The 18,355-nt window shown below is 42.3% G+C and carries 9 protein-coding genes; 7 read left to right on the top strand and 2 right to left on the bottom strand.

All coding sequences use genetic code 11. The annotated features are described in order from the left end of the window. Positions 1-81 precede the first annotated feature (81 nt). Positions 82-1,254, bottom strand: coding sequence for an SEC-C metal-binding domain-containing protein (locus F0342_RS25645; RefSeq protein WP_316252611.1), 1,173 nt, complete (start codon positions 1,252-1,254; stop codon positions 82-84). Between the two features lie 348 nt (positions 1,255-1,602). Between F0342_RS25645 and F0342_RS13585 the strand changes: the two genes are divergently transcribed. Together F0342_RS13585 and F0342_RS13590 are read left to right on the top strand one after the other, a co-directional pair. After that, positions 1,603-4,032 carry a S8 family serine peptidase gene (locus F0342_RS13585; protein WP_149156461.1) on the top strand — a complete coding sequence of 810 codons (2,430 nt, stop codon included), beginning with the start codon at positions 1,603-1,605 and terminating at the stop codon, positions 4,030-4,032. 767 nt (positions 4,033-4,799) lie between these two features. Continuing rightward, positions 4,800-10,058 carry a 5'-nucleotidase C-terminal domain-containing protein gene (locus F0342_RS13590; protein ID WP_149156462.1) on the top strand — a complete coding sequence of 1,753 codons (5,259 nt, stop codon included), beginning with the start codon at positions 4,800-4,802 and terminating at the stop codon, positions 10,056-10,058. A gap of 64 nt (positions 10,059-10,122) precedes the next feature. Here the strand turns inward: F0342_RS13590 and trhO are convergent, their stop codons facing one another. Beyond that, positions 10,123-11,088 (bottom strand): oxygen-dependent tRNA uridine(34) hydroxylase TrhO, encoded by a 966-nt coding sequence (gene trhO, locus F0342_RS13595; RefSeq protein WP_149156463.1) that lies wholly within the window; start codon positions 11,086-11,088, stop codon positions 10,123-10,125. 436 nt (positions 11,089-11,524) lie between these two features. Between trhO and F0342_RS13600 the strand changes: the two genes are divergently transcribed. The 5 genes from F0342_RS13600 to F0342_RS13620 all read left to right on the top strand — a co-directional run bounded on the left by F0342_RS13600 (position 11,525) and on the right by F0342_RS13620 (position 18,313). Then, a complete protein-coding gene (locus F0342_RS13600) occupies positions 11,525-12,727 on the top strand; it encodes a M20 metallopeptidase family protein (RefSeq protein WP_149156464.1) in 1,203 nt (400 codons plus the stop codon). Beyond that, positions 12,724-14,046 (top strand): amidohydrolase, encoded by a 1,323-nt coding sequence (locus F0342_RS13605; protein ID WP_149156465.1) that lies wholly within the window; start codon positions 12,724-12,726, stop codon positions 14,044-14,046. Before F0342_RS13600 ends, F0342_RS13605 begins: the two co-directional genes overlap by 4 nt. Beyond that, the gene (locus F0342_RS13610) at positions 14,043-15,275 is read left to right on the top strand and encodes a M20 family metallo-hydrolase (protein ID WP_149156466.1); all 1,233 of its coding nucleotides are present in this window, start codon (positions 14,043-14,045) and stop codon (positions 15,273-15,275) included. The genes F0342_RS13605 and F0342_RS13610 overlap by 4 nt, the downstream gene beginning before the upstream one ends. A 6-nt stretch (positions 15,276-15,281) precedes the next feature. After that, positions 15,282-16,589: a helix-turn-helix domain-containing protein gene (locus F0342_RS13615; RefSeq protein WP_149156691.1), complete on the top strand. Its 1,308-nt coding sequence runs from the start codon at positions 15,282-15,284 to the stop codon at positions 16,587-16,589. 194 nt (positions 16,590-16,783) lie between these two features. Further along, entirely contained in the window at positions 16,784-18,313 is a 1,530-nt protein-coding gene (locus F0342_RS13620; RefSeq protein WP_149156467.1) for an AbgT family transporter, read from the top strand. The last annotated feature ends 42 nt before the right edge of the window (positions 18,314-18,355 follow it).

Here is an 18,355-nt window from a genome sequence, read left to right on the forward strand (position 1 = left end):
GACGGACCTCTAGTCAAAATATTTAGTATAAGAAAGCGATAGGGACGGACTTCCGCAGAATGCGGAGGTCCGTCCCTCACTTTATAGACAGCACTTTTTATATTTTTTCCCGCTTCCGCAAGGGCAGGGGTCATTGCGTCCTACTTTTTCGTCGTTTATGACAGGCTTTGGAATTAGCGCGGGTGGCTCATTCAACATTTGAAGCTCCATTACCTCCAGCAAGTGTCTCCATTCTGGAAGTTTGGGGTGTTGGATGCCATTCATGACGCAATTGACATATAGTGATTCTTCTAAACAAAGCAGCCCATCTTCATACCCTGTTTCAATTAAATCTTCTATCTTGGGGATGGCGTCTGTTGATAAATGTCGACATAGATTATCTGCAATGATTGTTTTGGCGGTTAAGTCATCCGCTTGATCAAACAGTCTGAGTAATGCCTTTTCAGCTTCTTTGGTCTTTATCCTACCGAGTACGTCCAGAGAATAGAAGTAAGTGTTCCCGTAGAGTGCTATTTTTTCAACTTCCCGTACTACTTGGTCCGTCCCTATTTTGACCAGGGAATTTGCAGTTTCCTCAAATATGAAGTCTCCTTCCTCTTCATTTTTGAAGAGACTCACTAATTGAGGGATTGCACCTTCTTTCTGTATTTCACCGGCCATGTAGACGTCATAAATCCCTTCAAATCCGAAAAACTCCCCTTTATCCATATTTTTCTGAAGTCGATTCTGTACTTCCCAGCTTTCAATGCCGCCTTTTTTAACAAGCTCTTTGATAATTCTTTTTCCATGATCATAAAGGATTTGATCAAACTTATGTTCATCCAAGTAACTCATCACGTCAGCTAACGCCATGTAGAGCCCTTCTATAGTTAAAGAAGGAAGCTTCTCTACTTCTTTTAACTGTACCTCACCAACATATTGATTTACTCTATTTCTGTATGTAATTAATAATTCCGTGTTGGCGTTATTAACTAATTGAATGTAGAACAGTCGGTTGTTATCCTTTTTACCCATGACATCTAATCGATTTACTACTTCTTTCAACCCTTCATCATTAAGGGGTAAGTACATTAAATTTGGAAGAATAGGGGATGAATATTCCGAAACCGGTCCACGATCAACTGCATCCAACCCTGTCAAAAAAGTATTCCCATCTGATAAATAAGTGCCCTCCAGCATTTCTATAGCATATCTCTGAACAAATGGATCTTCACTTAGGAAATAAGGCTCGACCCTTTCAACAAAACGATTCATCCAACCATCCTTTATCATTATATTTTCATTTAGTGTAAAGGGTGGGAGTGGAAAAGGGAAGAGGGAAGAGGGACGGACCTCTCTAGCGGCAATTTAATAGCAGTATGTTCTGAGGACGGTCTTCAGCTGAATACGGAGGTCCGTCCCTCTTTATTTCTATTTATTTTAAAAGTTCGTAGTTATCTCTATTTTATTACATTTAATTCTAAATAATAGGCCTTTTTACTCAAGGGATTGAGTTTTGTTAGGTGAATTACTATTAGAGTTGTGTATTTTTTAATGGGATGAGGAGGGTTAAGAGTCATTTGGTAAAACCATTTTATGAAAAAGGGAGTTGTAGGATTTACTATGAAAAAACGATTTTCACAATCATCTATCATTTCAATCGTCCTGGTATTTATTCTTTCCATCTTTGGATCAGGGGCAATGGCAAACTCGAATGCAAAGACACCTCAAGCTCAAACACCACCGGATTTAGCCGAAATCTTCGGAAACATCGATACAACATCTTCAAAGTCTACCACCGTTATTGTTGAAATAGAGGAAGAATCCTTAGTCGAATCAAAACATAAAGGGAAAAAACAATCCAAAGCGAATTTGACAAACGCACGACACAAAGTAAAGAAGAATGTTAAAGGAGTAACAAAATCCAGCAAAGTAAAACGTGAATACGATTATGTTTTCTCTGGTTTTTCTTTAGAAGTAGCTGCTGATGAAATTCCAAACCTATTATCTGTACCTGGAGTAAAAGCAGTGTATCCTGATGTTACATATACAGTGACAGGGTCTGAAGGGATTTCCATTGAACAGGACGCTTATCATCCTGAAATGGCTAATAGCGCTCCCTTCATTGGAGCCGAGCAGGTATGGGATGCCGGGTTTACCGGAGAAGGAGTAACCGTTGCAGTCATTGATACAGGGGTTGATTATACTCACCCCGATTTAGATCAGGCATTCGGAGATTATAAAGGTTGGGATTTCGTCGATAATGACGGAGATCCACAAGAAACACCCATCGGGGACCCGCGTGGAGAAGAAACGGCTCATGGAACTCATGTGTCTGGAACAGTAGCGGCGAATGGAAACATTAAAGGAGTAGCACCTGATGCCACTCTATTAGGATACCGTGTTCTAGGGCCTGGTGGCAGCGGAACAACAGAAAATGTTGTTGCAGCCATTGAAAAAGCGGTTCAGGACGGGGCGGATGTTATGAATCTATCACTTGGAAACAGCTTGAATAATCCAGATTGGGCAACGAGTATTGCATTGGATTGGGCAATGGCTGAAGGGGTAGTGGCTGTTACATCAAATGGGAACTCAGGTCCTGATAATTGGACAGTCGGTTCACCAGGTACTTCACGTGATGCCATTTCTGTAGGAGCGACTCAACTGCCTTACAATGTATACACGTCTAAAGTAACGACAACTGGTGGTGTAACCTATGAATCTGATAAAGTAATGGGCTTCCCAAGTGACGAGGAGTTATTATCCCTTGATGGGAATGAATATGAATTTGTCGATGTCGGTTTAGGCGGACCAGAGGATTTTGCAGGAAAAGATGTAGAAGGTAAGATTGCTCTTATTAGCCGTGGAGCATATCCTTTTGTTGATAAAGCAGCCAATGCAAATGCTGCAGGAGCAGCAGGAGCGATTATCTATAATAACGAACCTGGAGAATTCACATTTGAAATTCCAGGTATGGAAGTACCGACCATTAAAATGTCTTTAGAAGATGGTAATAAAATGCTTTCTGAATTGGAAAAAGGAAATAACAAAGTTTCATTTGAACTGGAGTTTGCACGTGAAATCGGGGAAACAATGGCTGATTTCTCATCTCGTGGCCCTGTTATGGATACATGGATGATCAAGCCTGATGTTTCAGCTCCCGGGGTGAACATTGTAAGTACAGTACCGACTCATAATCCTGAAAATCCATATGGCTATGCCTCTTATCAAGGTACCAGTATGGCATCTCCACACGTAGCAGGTGCTGCTGCGCTTTTACTTGAGGCTCATGGGGACTGGAATGTAGACGCTATTAAATCATCACTGATGAATACAGCTGAAAATTTATTCGATGCAGAGGGGGGCCAATATCCACATAATACTCAAGGAACGGGCAGTATCAGACCTCTGGATGCACTCCATGCGGAAACTCTTGTGTCACCTGGAAGTCACTCCTTTGGTGTATTCAGTAAAGAAAAAGGAAAACAAGTAGAAAAGCAGCATTTTACAGTTAAAAATTTATCCAGTAACAAGAAAAAGTACAGCTTTGATGTGAACTTTGAAGGGAATCCTAAAGGAATAAAAGTTTCCACAAGCAAAAATCTTAAAGTGAATGGTAATCAGTCGAAAAAGGTAAATCTGCATGTTCAAGTTGATGCTGGTAAGTTAGACCCTGGTTACTACGAAGGAACTATACAGGTTTCTGATGGAGTATCTTCATTTGAAGTACCTACGATCCTCTTTGTAAAAGAGCCGGACTACCCTCGAATTACCAGCTTAGACGTCACTAAAACCGACGAAGGCTATGATTTAGAAGTTTATCTTCCAGGCGGAGCAGAAGAAGCGGTCATCTGGGTTTACAGTGCTGACACGCTAGCTTATATCGGGGACGGCCCTGTATTTACAAATCTTAAAAGAGAATATAACACCTTGAAATGGGATGGTAAAATTAATGGGCAGGATCTGGCTCCTGGAAGTTACTATTTCTTCGTGAATGCGAAAAAAGGTGAACAGGAAGATTATGTGAATAGTGATATCATTGTGGTGGAATAGAATATAAGTATAAAAGTCGAAAAGGTGTTTGCGGGGAAAACTCTGCAAACACCTTTTTGGTTTTAGTAAGTTATTTGTTAGGTGAATGGAGCCCCCTGATGGCCTTAAAGATAAGCAATAAATCTTATTATTATTGGACAGAATGTTTACAGGGGAGGGGGCATTCTGAGGATAGCGGTGATGAGTTTATATGGGATTCTTATTAAAAAAAAGCTAAAACTCATGTACGTAACGAATCAGTTGCAACTTTAGTAACTTAATTTTTTATATTAACTGTTTCATCTAAGAAGAATATCTTTTGATGTTTATCATTCAGTAGGTTGATAGGTATTTATACCTATTCAAAAAAGATTGCTTTCCATCTCAAAGAGAGTGACGAACTCATTCCGTCTCCTCATATTAATATAATATGAATCCATTGTCTCATTTTTGTAAATTTTTTTATAATTCCTTAATCCTCGACAAAAAAGTGATATATTTAAGAAGTACTTGGTTTACATTATTCTACAGAATTTGAACTAAGTGTAATAGACTAGTGGAGGTGTTTTAAATAGGTAGATTTTAATCAATAAGTTTCGCGAATCTACGTATTTTGGCACGGAATTGGACTTTCCAAGGGAAATGAATATACTTAAAAGTAAGCGCTTTCAAAACCTTAGAAGGTATTGGTGCCATAGAAAAAAAACTAAAAGCGGTTTAATGAAATAGGCGGTTTACTAGATACATAGGCTTATTTCACAATCATTACAATATGAGGAGGAACCAGGTTGAAAATAGCGAAAAAACAGTTGTTAATCCTGACAACGATTCTGGCGATGCTTGTCAGTTATATTGCTCCCATTGGTTCAGTCGCTTCTGCATCCGATTATTTAACGGTTCGGGAAGCGATTGAGAATAATACAGGTACAGGAACTGTTACTGGGTATATTATTGGGCATACAAAAGCTACCAATAGTTATAATTTTGAAGGTGATTTTAGTAATGATTACAATATTGCCATTGCAGATAGTGTGGAAGAGACAGACCCTTCCAAGATTCTTCCCGTTCAACTGCCAAATGCTTTCCGGGCGAAATTTGGCCTTAAAACAAACCCGGACAATATCGGCAAAAAAGTTATCATTACAGGCAATCTCACCGCCTATTTTCAGGTTCCTGGCTTAAAAGATGCTACAGCCATCTCTTTCGACGGTGAACAGCCCGATGAGCCAACACCATATGAAGGTATTGAAGGTTTGCGAATTCACGATATTCAAGGTGAAGCACATGCATCACCTTACAATTCAGAAAAAGTAAAAGGTGTAGAGGGGATTGTCACCCACGTTGTGGATGCAAGCAATTTCTACATGCAGGATGCTCAGCCAGATGATAATGATAAAACATCTGAAGCTTTACTTGTTTATAAGCCGGCTCATGGTGTAAACGTAGGGGATGCCGTGTCGGTTGATGGACAAGTAAAAGAGTGGGTATTGGATGGATACTCAGAAAAGTTAGATACAGACCTTGCGATGACTGAAATTAACGCACAGTATGGAAATGTCATTGTCACTTCTGCTGACAATGAACTTCCAGAATCCCTTGTGATCGGGGGGGATTTAATTCCTCCAACAGAAGTGATCGACAATGATCAATTCAGTGAATTCGATCCCGGGCAGGATGGAATCGATTTTTACGAAAGTGTAGAGGGGATGCGTGTATCTCTAGATAGCCCAACCGTTACAGGACCTCAAAAGTATGGCGAAGTTCCTGTCATTACTGGAAAAGTAGACGGAAAGGCGTATACAAAAGAAGGTGCACCTCTTTTAACGAAAGAAAATCAAAATCCTGAGAGAATGTTCTTATTATTAGATAACCGTGATTATGTAGCAAAAACAGGAGATCAATTCAATGGAACGGTAACAGGGATTGTAAGTTACGGTTTCAGTAACTTTAAGATACTGGTTAATGAAGAAAGTCTGCCTGAACTATCCGAACGTGAATTCACATCGGAAGTCACAACGATTGAAAAAGAAGAAGACAAGTTGACCGTCGCAGGTTACAACATTGAAAACTTTGCTGCTTCTGATACTGAAAAACGTGACAAGCTTGCTAAATCAATGGTGGAGAATTTAAACTCTCCGGATATTATCGGCTTAGTAGAAGTATTAGATGAGAGTGGTACTACAGATGATGGCGTTGTAAAGGCGGATGCCAACTATAAAGCATTAAGTGATGCGATTGCCGATTTTGGCGGTCCGACTTATGCGTGGACGGAAGTTGCTCCTGAAAATAAAGTAGATGGTGGGGTTCCAGGGGGGAATATACGTGTCGGTTATTTATATAATCCTGAGCGTGTAACCCTAGCGGAAGGAACTAAAGGAGATGCGACTACTGCAGTAGCTTATGAAGACGGTACTTTAACGTTGAATCCGGGAAGAATCGATCCAACAAATCCTGCATTTGATGATAGCCGTAAACCATTAGCTGCACAGTTCAACTTTAATGGTGAAGACGTTATCGTCATCAATAATCACTTTAACTCTAAAGGTGGAGACCAGCCATTATTCGGCAAGAATCAACCACCTGTATTAGGAAGTGAAGAGCAGCGTCTTAAAATCGCTGAAATTGTTAATTCCTTTGTAGCAGATATTCATGAGAAGAATGAAAACGCTAATGTAGTCGTTATGGGAGATTTAAATGATTTTGAATACTCAGCACCTCTTCAAACTCTTAAAGGTGATGTGTTAACGAATCTTGTTGAGACTCTTCCTGTTAGCGAACGATATACGTACACGTATCAAGGAAATGCACAAGTCTTAGATCACATGTTAGTATCTAACCGCCTTGCTGCGGGTGCGGAATACGATATCGTAAACTTTAACTCTCCTTATATGGAAGAGCATGGACGGGCAAGTGATCATGACGCTTATGTAGGGAAGTTTGATTTATCTGTCGAAAGTAATGATGAGTTTGATCTTTCGATTATGCACACGAATGATACACACGCACATGTAGAAGGGTATCCTCGATTATTCACGGCGGTTAACGAAATTCGTGCCGAAAAAGAGAATGCCCTGTTGCTGGATGCAGGTGACGTATTCTCAGGTACGCTTTACTTCCGTCAATATGAAGGTCTTGCAGATCTCTGGTTCATGAATCAGCTTGGCTTCGATGCCATGACCCTGGGGAACCATGAGTTTGATAAAGATTCTGCGACACTTGCTAATTTCATTAAAGAAATGAATTTCCCGATGGTTTCGTCCAACGTTACGGTAACAGGTGACGCAGATTTAGAACCACTGGTGAAAAATGAAATAGGGACTCCAGGTGAAGGTGGAAACATCTATCCGGCGATGATCAAAGAGGTAGATGGGGAAAAGGTTGGAATCTTCGGATTAACAACACCTGATACAGAATTTATCTCTAACCCTGGAGACAATGTTGTTTTTGAAAATGCAGTTGAAAAATCAACGGCTACAATCGAAATGCTTGAGAATGAAGGGGTAAATAAAGTCATCGTTCTTTCTCACTTGGGATACTCAAATGATTTAGACCTGGCTGAAGAGGTAGATGGTCTTGATATCATCGTTGGTGGCCACTCTCATACTGTTCTTGACGAACCGGTGGTCATTGACAAAGAAGAACCGACCCTTATTGTTCAAGCTGGTGAATACTTAAACCTGCTTGGTTTACTGGATGTAACATTCAATGCTGAAGGTGTCGTAACGAGCCATAAAGGCGAAGTGCTGGCCCTTGAAAACTACGATGAAGATGCCGAAGCTCTTGCAAAAGTTCAGGAATATAAGGCACCACTTGAGGAATTAAAGAGAGAAGTCGTAGGAAAAACAGAAGTTGCCCTTAACGGGGAACGCTCAGAAGTACGAAGAAAAGAAACGAACTTAGGGAACGTAATTGCAGACGGTATGGTTGCAAAAGCAAATGAGTTTGTGAAAACACACATCGGTCTTCAAAACGGTGGTGGAATCCGGGCTTCAATCGACGCTGGAGATATCACTCTTGGGGAAGTCTTAACGACGATGCCATTTGGCAATAATCTAGTTACACTTGATTTAACTGGAAAAGAAATCTTAGATGCTCTTGAGCATAGTGTAGCAAGGGTTGAAGGTACAGACGCACCAGGTGAATTCCTCCAGGTATCAGGAATTAACTATAAATATGATATAAACAAGCCGGCAGGCGAACGGGTTTGGTTTGTTGAAGTGAAAACAGACAATGGATTTGAAGAATTAGATCCCGAAATGATGTATTCTGTTGCTACTAACGCTTTCACTGCAAATGGTGGAGACGGATACACCATGTTTAAAGAGGCAAAAGAAGATGGTCGTCAAACAGAATTGTTCGTTGTCGATTTTGAGGTGTTCACATCTTATCTTGAAAAGAACAGCCAGATTTCACCTGAAGTTGAAGGACGGATCGTTCAAGAAGCAGCACCGGAAGAATCGACTGAGTTTGATTTATCCATCATTCACACAAATGACACGCACGCCCATGTGGAAGGATATCCTCGACTGTTCACAGCTGTTAACGAGGTTCGTTCCGAGAAAGAGAATGCTTTGTTAGTAGATGCAGGGGATGTCTTCTCAGGAACTCTTTACTTCCGTCAATATTCAGGTCTTGCAGATCTCTGGTTCATGAATGAACTTGGCTATGATGCCATGACATTAGGGAATCATGAATTTGATAAAGACTCTAAAACATTAGCCGACTTTATTAAAGAAATGAACTTCCCTATGGTTTCCTCAAACGTTACTGTAACAGGTGATGAAGAGTTAGAACCATTAGTGAAGAATGAAATAGGCACTCCTGGTGAAGGTGGCAACATTTATCCAGCCATCATAAAAGAAGTAGATGGAGAGAAAGTAGGTATCTTTGGCTTAACGACTTCAGAAACAGAATTCCTATCAAGTCCCGGAGAAAACGTGGTATTCGAAGATGCTGCTGAGAAATCAACTGCTACGGTTGAAATGCTTCAAAATGAAGGTGTAAATAAAATCATCGTTCTTTCTCATTTGGGTTATTCACATGACCTGGAGCTGGCCGAAGCTGTTGATGGAATCGATGTTATCGTGGGCGGGCACTCTCACACCGTATTAGAAGAGCCGGTAGTGATTGAGAAGGAAGAACCTACACTGATTGTCCAAGCTGGGGAATATTTAAATCTACTTGGATTATTGGATGTAACCTTTAATGCTGAGGGTGTCGTTACTAGTCATGAAGGTGAGGTCCTCGACCTGGAATCATACGAAGAGGATGCAGAGGCCCTTGCGAAAGTAAATGAATTCAAGGCTCCTCTGGAAGAAATTAAAAATGAAGTAGTAGGTAAGACGAAGGTAGCTCTAAATGGTGAGCGTGCTGATGTTCGTACGAAAGAAACGAATCTGGGAAATCTGATTGCTGACGCCATGGTAGCAAAAGCAAATGAGTCCGTTAAGACACATATCGGTCTTCAAAATGGTGGCGGTATTCGGGCATCCATCGATAAAGGCAAGATTACATTAGGCGAAGTTTTAACCACGATGCCATTCGGAAATAATCTTGTGACACTCGACTTAACCGGTCAGGAACTTTTAGATGCTCTTGAACATGGTGTAAGCGGGGTAGAAACAGGAGAAGGGCGATTCCTTCAAGTATCAGGTATCAACTTCAAGTATGATATAAACAAACCGGTCGGAGAAAGAGTATGGTTTGTTGAAGTGAAAACAGATAAAGGTTTTGAAAAAATCAAAACCGACAAGATGTATACAGTAGCAACAAATGCCTTTACAGCTGATGGTGGAGACGGGTATACCATGTTTAAAACAGCTAAGGATGAAGGTCGAATGACAGAGTTGTATCAGGTGGACTACGAAGTATTCACTGACTATTTAGCTAAAAACAAAAAAGTGGCTCCTAAAGTAGAAGGCAGAATCATTCAGGAAGTACAGCAAGATGATTCAGATGATGGAGACTGGCAGGATGATTTCTTCGACTTTATCAAGAAATTGAAAAACTGGTTATGCACATTGTTTGGACTTTGTGGAAGACCATAATAGAAAAACTTCAACATCAAAAAAGCACTGGCTGAATTTTCAACCAGTGCTTTTCTTAGATTATTTAGATAGTCTCCGTTTCCTTCTCCCGCTCAATCACTGCCAAACGCTGTGCCACTTCTTCCTCTGTCAAATCATGCTCTTTAATGTAGCGGTTTTCAGGGCTCTTGCGGCATTCATCAGAGCAGCTTCTCATATACTTATGCTCGTTTTCTTCAGAGCAAAGAATTTTTCGGTTACAAGGCGGGTGCGCACAGTTTACGTAGCGCTCACAAGGTTCACCTGTGTAGTAGTCTTTCCCGACAACGACATGCTCTGTCTGGTTGACAGGAACACCGATACGCTCATCGAACACGTAAAGCTGACCGTCCCATAGCTGACCTTTCACTTCAGGGTCTTGTCCGTAAGTGACGATTCCACCATGAAGCTGTGCTACATCCTCAAAGCCTTCTTTCACTAACCAGCCTGAGAATTTTTCACAGCGGATACCACCCGTACAATACGTGATGATTTTCTTGCCTTCCAGTTTATCTTTATTATCACGGACCCAATTCGGAAGATCGCGGAAGTTTTTGATATCAGGCTTCACGGCTCCTCTGAAGTGTCCCAATTCATATTCATAGTCATTTCTTGCATCAAGAAGAATCGTATCTTCCTGCTGGATTTGTTCAAAGAAATCCTTTGGCTCAAGGTATTTACCTGTGAGTTCATTCGGATTCACATCATCTTCAAGACGAAGTGTCACAAGTTCTGGACGGTGCTTAACTTTCAATTTCTTGAAGGCATGACCATCAGCTTCGTCAATTTTGAACACAGTGTCCGAGAAGTGAGGATCCTTTCTCATCGCTTCCATATAAGCATCTGTCTGTTCAATCGTACCGGAACATGTTCCGTTGATTCCTTCAGATGAAATCAGTATACGTCCCATAAGGCCAAGCTCCTCACACAATTCTTTATGCTGGGCCGTAACCTCCTCGGGATTCTCAATGGCTACATAGTTGTAATACAGTAGTACTCGATAATTTTTCATGTTTATTTCCACCTATCGATATATATTTGCAAGATATAATCTTAGGATTCTGTTCCTTATTACTCTTACGATGTACTATTATAACAAATTTTTAAAGAAATGCATTATGTATGATGGGGAAAAGGTGGGTTTTGCAAGGAAAAGTTGGTGGAAATTGGTTCTAGATTAGTATTACTAGAGAGAGGCTGTGAGGTATCTGTCATCTTCCTATTTTAGCTTTTCTGTCCAACATCCGTATATCTCTCACTTTGTAAGTATCCTCGCCGAAAGAAATACCTTCAAAAGAATCTCACCAATGCTGCTGAGCAAAAAACAAATTCCTAAAAAACTTTCTACTCCACATAGGATTTTCCAACTTTATATCGAATATATTTATTAACGGTATTATTAAGGAACTTTTCCTTAAATGATCATTCGACCGAAAAGGAGATTTTTCATGAAGTTAAAGCAGCTTGTCCAATCAGTAGAGAAAGAAGTCATAGAATTACGCAGACACCTTCACCAATTCCCAGAGGTGAGTGGAGAGGAATTCGAAACATCGAAAACGATTCAGGTGAAATTAGCAGAAGTAGGGATTCCATATAAAACGGGCTATGCCAAAACAGGAGTGCTTGGAATCATTAAAGGAGAAAAACCTGGAGGTACGGTCGCATTAAGAGCCGATATTGATGCACTGCCAATCCAGGAGGAAAATGATCTCTCCTACAAATCCACTATCCACAACAAAATGCATGCGTGCGGTCATGATGCCCATACGGCCATGCTCGTTGGTACAGGGAAAGTATTGAATCAACTAAAACCGGAAATAGCAGGTACGATTCTTCTTGTCTTCCAACCGGCGGAGGAGAATGCCCCTGTAGGAGGTTCTCAGCAAATGATGGACGATGGACTATTCGATGAATATACGCCTGACGTCATTTTCGGGCAGCATGTATGGCCGGACCTGCCTGTCGGGGAAATCGGAGTGCTCCATCATGAAATCATGGGAGCTTCGGACCGCTTTAAGATTACCGTTAAAGGCTCTGGTGGTCATGCGAGCATGCCTCACCAATCCAATGACGCCATCATTATTGCCAATAACCTCATTACCCAGCTTCAAACGATCGTGAGCCGAAATACAGATCCCATCGATTCTGCGGTCCTCACCATCGGGAAAATAGAAGGAGGCTATCGCTACAATGTCATTGCGGATGAAGTAACCCTTGAGGGAACCATTCGAACCTTCAAACCGGAAGTGAATGAAATGGTGAAGGACCGTTTTCACTCCATCATTGAAGGAGTAGGGAAAAGCTTTGGGGCTCACATGACCATCGACTATTTAGATGGATACCCCGCGACGGTCAACACACCTCAATGGGCAGATGAAGTGCGTAACGCTGCCCGAAAAGTACTTGGAGAAGAAGCTGTACCTGTGGTATCGCCGTCTCTTGGAGGAGAGGATTTCTCCCGCTTTCTGAAGAAATATCCTGGTGCCTTCTACTGGCTGGGGACAGCTGTGAAGGATTCTGAACCACAATACCCTCTCCATGACCCGAGATTTAAACTAAATGAAAGTGCATTGCCTAAAGGGATTGAAGTGATGGCCCAGCTTGCACTGGATACCTTGAAAAAGCTTGAAAAAAGGAGTCTTGAAAGATGAAAACTGTTGAACATTTTATTAATGAAATATCACAGGCACTCACTGCCTTCAGACGCACCTTTCATCAGAAGCCCGAACTGGGGTTCACTGAATATGTCACCACCTATCTGATCGGAAAAGAATTAATCAACCTCGGCTTCATGGTTCACCTTGGAAAAGATGCTTTGGAGTCCACGGAACGAATGGGGGTTCCCCTACAGGAATATTTAGTCCTTCAAGAAGAACGTGCCATAAAAGAAGGCGTGGAAAAGGGCTGGCTCGATAAAATGAAGGGCGGTCATACAGGATTGGCTGCCACATTTGATACAGGAAAGCCCGGTCCACATATGGCGTTCCGTTTTGATATCGATGCCCTGCCCATAAAAGAAGCGAATGATCCTGATCACCACATGCCAATGAAAGAAGGTTTTCGTTCCCAAAATGAAGGGATCATGCATGCTTGCGGTCATGACGGTCACGCTGCTATCGGCCTGGGGGTGGCAACCTTCCTGTCAGCATACAAAGATCAGCTCTCAGGAAGGTTCACTCTCCTCTTCCAGCCTGCTGAAGAAGGTGGACGGGGAGCAAAAGCCATGGTAAAAAAAGGCTGGCTGGAGAATGTCGATTACTTTGCAAGCGGTCATATCGGCATTCGGGATTTAAAGCTTGGACGAGTGTATGCTACGACTCATTCTTTTCTCGCTTCATCCAAAATCAACGTCACCTATAAAGGAAAAGCGGCCCACGCAGGTCTCGAGCCTGAAAAAGGGAAGAATGCTTTATTGGCTGCGGCTGCGGCAAGTCTTCACCTTTACAATATCCCGCGCCATTCTGACGGGGCGACCAGGATCAATGTCGGGAAGCTTCAAGGGGGAGCAGGCCGAAACATCATTGCCGATGAAGCTCATCTTGAAATGGAAACAAGAGGGGAAACGACTGCCATCAATCAGTACATGCAGAAGGAAGCTCTGCGTATCCTTCAAGCATCGGGAGACCTTTATGGTGTGGAAACCGGCATCGATGTGGTGGGAGAGACGGTTGAAGCAGCATGTAACCCTGAATGGATTCAGTGGTTAAAGGATGTGGGAGAGGAAAGTGCATTTATATCCGAAATCCATGATGGTTTACCTTTAAAGGCATCAGAAGATGTGACCTATATGATGAATGAGGTACAAAATCAGGGTGGAAAAGCAACCTACATGGTATTTGGAACAAGATTGAAAAACGGACATCATCACCATCGATTCGATTTTGAAGAGGGCGTCTTAAACGTGGCAGTGGATGCCTTCGCACGTATTATTCTAAAATTATCTCACCTAAAAGAGGAGGTTGCGAGTTGAAAGAATGGTTAAGAACAACTCTAGAAGCATTAAATTTGGTTGACACGATGGAACAACCCGATGGATTTACGAGATTAGGATATTCCAAGGAAGAGACTGCTTCCATGAATGTGTTTCGGGACGTTGCAGAAACGTTAGGGTTATCCGTACAGAGGGACCGGGCAGGGAATCTATTTGCCAGGTGGGAAGGGGAGACCAGTCAAGTTATCATGACCGGATCTCATCTCGATACGGTTGAAAACGGGGGAGGCTATGATGGAGTAGCCGGTGTCCTGTGTGGACTGGGAGCCGTGAAAGCATTAAAAGACCGTGGTTTCAAACCCCATCACTCCATTGAAGTGGCCTGTTTTGCCTCTGAAGAGTCAGCACGTTTCGGTGTTTCTACTCTAGGAAGTAAATGTGTGGCAGGAATTCTTGATAAATCAGTAGAAAACGTAAGAGACCAGCGCGGGGTCAGCATTAAAGAAGCAGTGGAATCAATGGGCTTAAACTGGTCATCTGTTGAAAAAGCTGAACGCTCCCGAGAGGAAATCCTCTCTTTCATCGAGCTTCATATCGAACAAGGGACCCAAATCGAAGATCATGCTGCTCAATTCGGAATTGTCCGGGGTGTAGCCTGTCCGATCCGCTTGAAGGTAAAGGTGGAAGGAATGGCTGGTCATACGGGAACGACACCAATGGGGAAACGGGCGGACGCCCTTGTGGCTCTAGCTCCCCTAATCACATTTGTTTCCCAAGAAGCGGAAAAGCTATCAAGCCAGTCCCAGAAACCACTTGTAGCAACCGTCAGCACGATGAACGTGAAACCGAACGTCATGAATGTGATCCCGGGCGATGCAGAAGCGGGAATCGATATCCGATCCGTCGACGATGACCTAAAGCGATCCATGGCCGATAAAATAATTGAAAAGTGTCGAAGCTTAGAGATTGAATTTAATGTTACAATCAACATAGAAACTCTTGTAGAAAATCCTTCTATTCTATTAGATGAAAAGCTGACAGCCAGAGTCAAACAAGCCGGGGAAACCCTGGGGTACGACACCTTTGACATGGACAGCGGGGCAGGGCATGACGTCATGAATATGGCAGCGAAATGGCCATCTGCTTTAGTATTCATTCCCTGTGAAAAAGGGATCAGCCATCATCCAAAGGAACATAGCTCATTAGAAGACTTGTATGCAGGAGTCGAGATTCTAGCTGAAGTATTGCGGCAAGAAGCAGGTGAATAACAGTTGATGATAAAAATTGGTGTCATCGGCCCGGATGATTCGATTCAGCGGATCAATCATGTGGCCACTCATTTTGACAATATAGAACTTATGAATTTTCCCTATCACGGGGTGAATGAAATAGAAGAAATTCTTGAGAAGAACCGCGGTCTAGTAGATCAATGGTTCTTTTCAGGACAATCCCCCTTCTATTATGCGCTTGAGAAAGGATGGATCACGGAAAAGGAAGGGAGCTTTCCGCCCTTACATGGATCCAGTTTCTTTGGGGCATTATTAGAAGCGCAAATGAAAGAACAGACTCTGTTAAATAAGATTAGTATAGATACAATATCAAAGGAGGAAATTGAAACAGCCGTTCAATTTCACTCCTTTGATCAACTAGAAATCTCAAGCTATCCATATGAAGGATACCGGAGTGCAGATGAACTCGTAGACTATCACCGTTCACTCTACGAAAAAGGTGAAATTGAAACGGCGATTACGTGTATTCAAAGTGTCCAAATGCGCCTCACTGAAGCAGGCATTCCTTGTTACCGTGTCGTACCGACGAATTTATCCATCCGGATGATTTTGCAGTATTTATTAGAGAGGGCACAATCGAGGAAATATCGTAAATCCCAAATTGCCATCGTTGGAATCGAAGTCATCTATTCCACACAGACATTGGACGAGTCCCATTTTTCTTATAAAATGAAGCATCAGGAGCTGGATCTGAAGCGGAATCTCCTTGATATCGCCCAGAAGATCAATGGTTCCATGGTTCAATTAGGGGACGGATTGTTCTTCGTTTATACAACGAGAGGGGAACTCGATCTTCATGAGAAGGAGTCGATTTTCACTACTTTGACTCAGGAAGTGAAGACCCATACAGATCTGGATATCCGTGTGGGATTAGGGTTTGGTGTGACCGTATTAGAAGCGGAACATCATGTACGTCTTGCTTTTCAACATGCGAGAAAGCACGAATCTTCCATCGTCATAAGTGTCAATGAAGACAAGACGGTAACGGAAATTCTTCCATCGTCGGAGTCCATTACATACGCTCTCAACAACTGGGGCAATGAATGGAAGGAAGTCTTTAAAGAGGCTTCGGTCAGTTCAGCCATCGTCTCAAAAATCCTTTCTCTTTCCCGTCATTACGACAAAGAGGAAATCACGTCCCAAGACCTTTCCCGCTGGCTGAAAAGCACCGAACGGAACGGGCGCAGAATCCTTACTGAAATGGAAAGGATCGGGATAGTGGAAATCAGCGGTGAAGAACAAAGCGGCGGCAGGGGAAGACCAAGGAAGTTATATCGCTTCCAACTTAAATAAATGGATCCTAAAAATCCCTTACTCTAACTATGAGTAGGGGATTTTTTATCCTCATCTATTCAGTAATCCGTAAATTTAAAATTTTCTCATAAATATTAAAAAATAAAGAGGATTTATACAATTAATATCGAAATACTTATTAACGGAAGTAAAAAGGAATTATTCCTTAAAACATTATTTGAAGGAGTGACCTCATGACAAATCCCAATTTAGAGCCAAATCCACCTCAAAAGGAGAAGGGATATCTTCGAATTTTAGGTGGAATTGAAAAGGTAGGGAATAAACTCCCTGACCCATTCATGTTGTTTGTGTACTTATCTGTCTTTATTGTTTTATTTTCCTGGTTTATTTCAAGTCTGGGTGTGACGGTTATACACCCGAAAAATGGAGAAGAGTTAGCGATCAAGAGCCTGGTTTCCGGAGAGGGACTCCAATACATCCTGACCTCCATGCTCGATAACTTTACCGGCTTCGCTCCACTCGGCCTCGTATTAGCGATGATGCTTGGGATCGGATTGGCGGAAAAGGTGGGATTACTGGAAACAGCGATTAAGAAAACCGTTTTAAACGCTCCCAAAGGATTGATTACATACGCTGTTATTATGGTAGGGATCATGGGGAACCTGGCGTCAGACGCAGCCTTCGTTATCATTCCTCCACTTGCCGCCATGATCTTCTATACGGTGGGAAGACATCCTCTGGCTGGACTTGCTGCCGGGTTCTCCGGAGTAGGAGCAGGCTTTACGGCAAACTTTATCATTACCGGAACCGATGCGTTATTAGCCGGGATATCAACCGAAGCTGCCAAAGCATTTGAAGTAACGGTGACACCGGTGGATAACTGGTACTTCATGATTGCATCTGTTGCTCTTCTGACAGTTGTAGGCGCTCTCGTTACCGAAAAAATTGTCGAGCCGCGTTTAGGGACATACAAAGGGAAAGTAGATAAAACTTTAGAAGAAGAGAGTCCTTTAGAAGGAAAAGGGCTTCGAAATGCAACCTTGGCAGGATTAGCATTTATCGTCCTGTTAGTCGTCTCGATTGTCTGGCCGGACTCTCCGATGCGAAATGAAGATGGGGGACTTATTCCTTCTACCTTCTTATCCGGAATCATTCCCATCACGCTATTCTTCTTTATCGTGATCGGGGTTACTTACGGGGTGACCGTGAAGAAAATTCAATCCAGCAGGGACGTACCAAGGTATATGACAGAAGCCATGAAAGACATGGGCGGTTATATCGTATTAATCTTTGCAGCAGCCCAATTTATTGCTTACTTTGACTGGACGAATCTAGGAACATGGGTAGCGGTCAGTGGAGCGAATTTCCTGGAATCAATCAATATGACGGGGCTTGCGGCCATTATCGGTTTTGTCCTGTTGACAGCATTATTGAACCTATTGATCTTCAGTGGTTCCGCTCAATGGGCATTGGAAGCACCGATCTTCATCCCGATGTTTGCGACACTTGGATATAACCCGGCGTTTGTACAAGCGGCCTATCGTATCGCGGATTCATCAACGAATATCATCACACCGATGAACCCGTATATCATCGTGATTCTTGCCTTTATGAAGGAGTATGATAAAAAAGCAGGGCTGGGAACTTTGATCTCACTTATGCTTCCTTATACGATCGCGTTCTTATCTGTATGGATCGTGTTACTTCTGACATTTGCGTTATTGGGTATTCCATTTGGTCCTGGGGTAGGGGTTTACTTATAGTAGTAGAGAAGGCCGGTTTATGAACTGGCCTTTTTTATGGTT

Origin of the sequence: Bacillus sp. CH30_1T, from assembly GCF_008364765.1 — a bacterium.
Taxonomy (GTDB): domain Bacteria; phylum Bacillota; class Bacilli; order Bacillales; family Bacillaceae_B; genus Rossellomorea.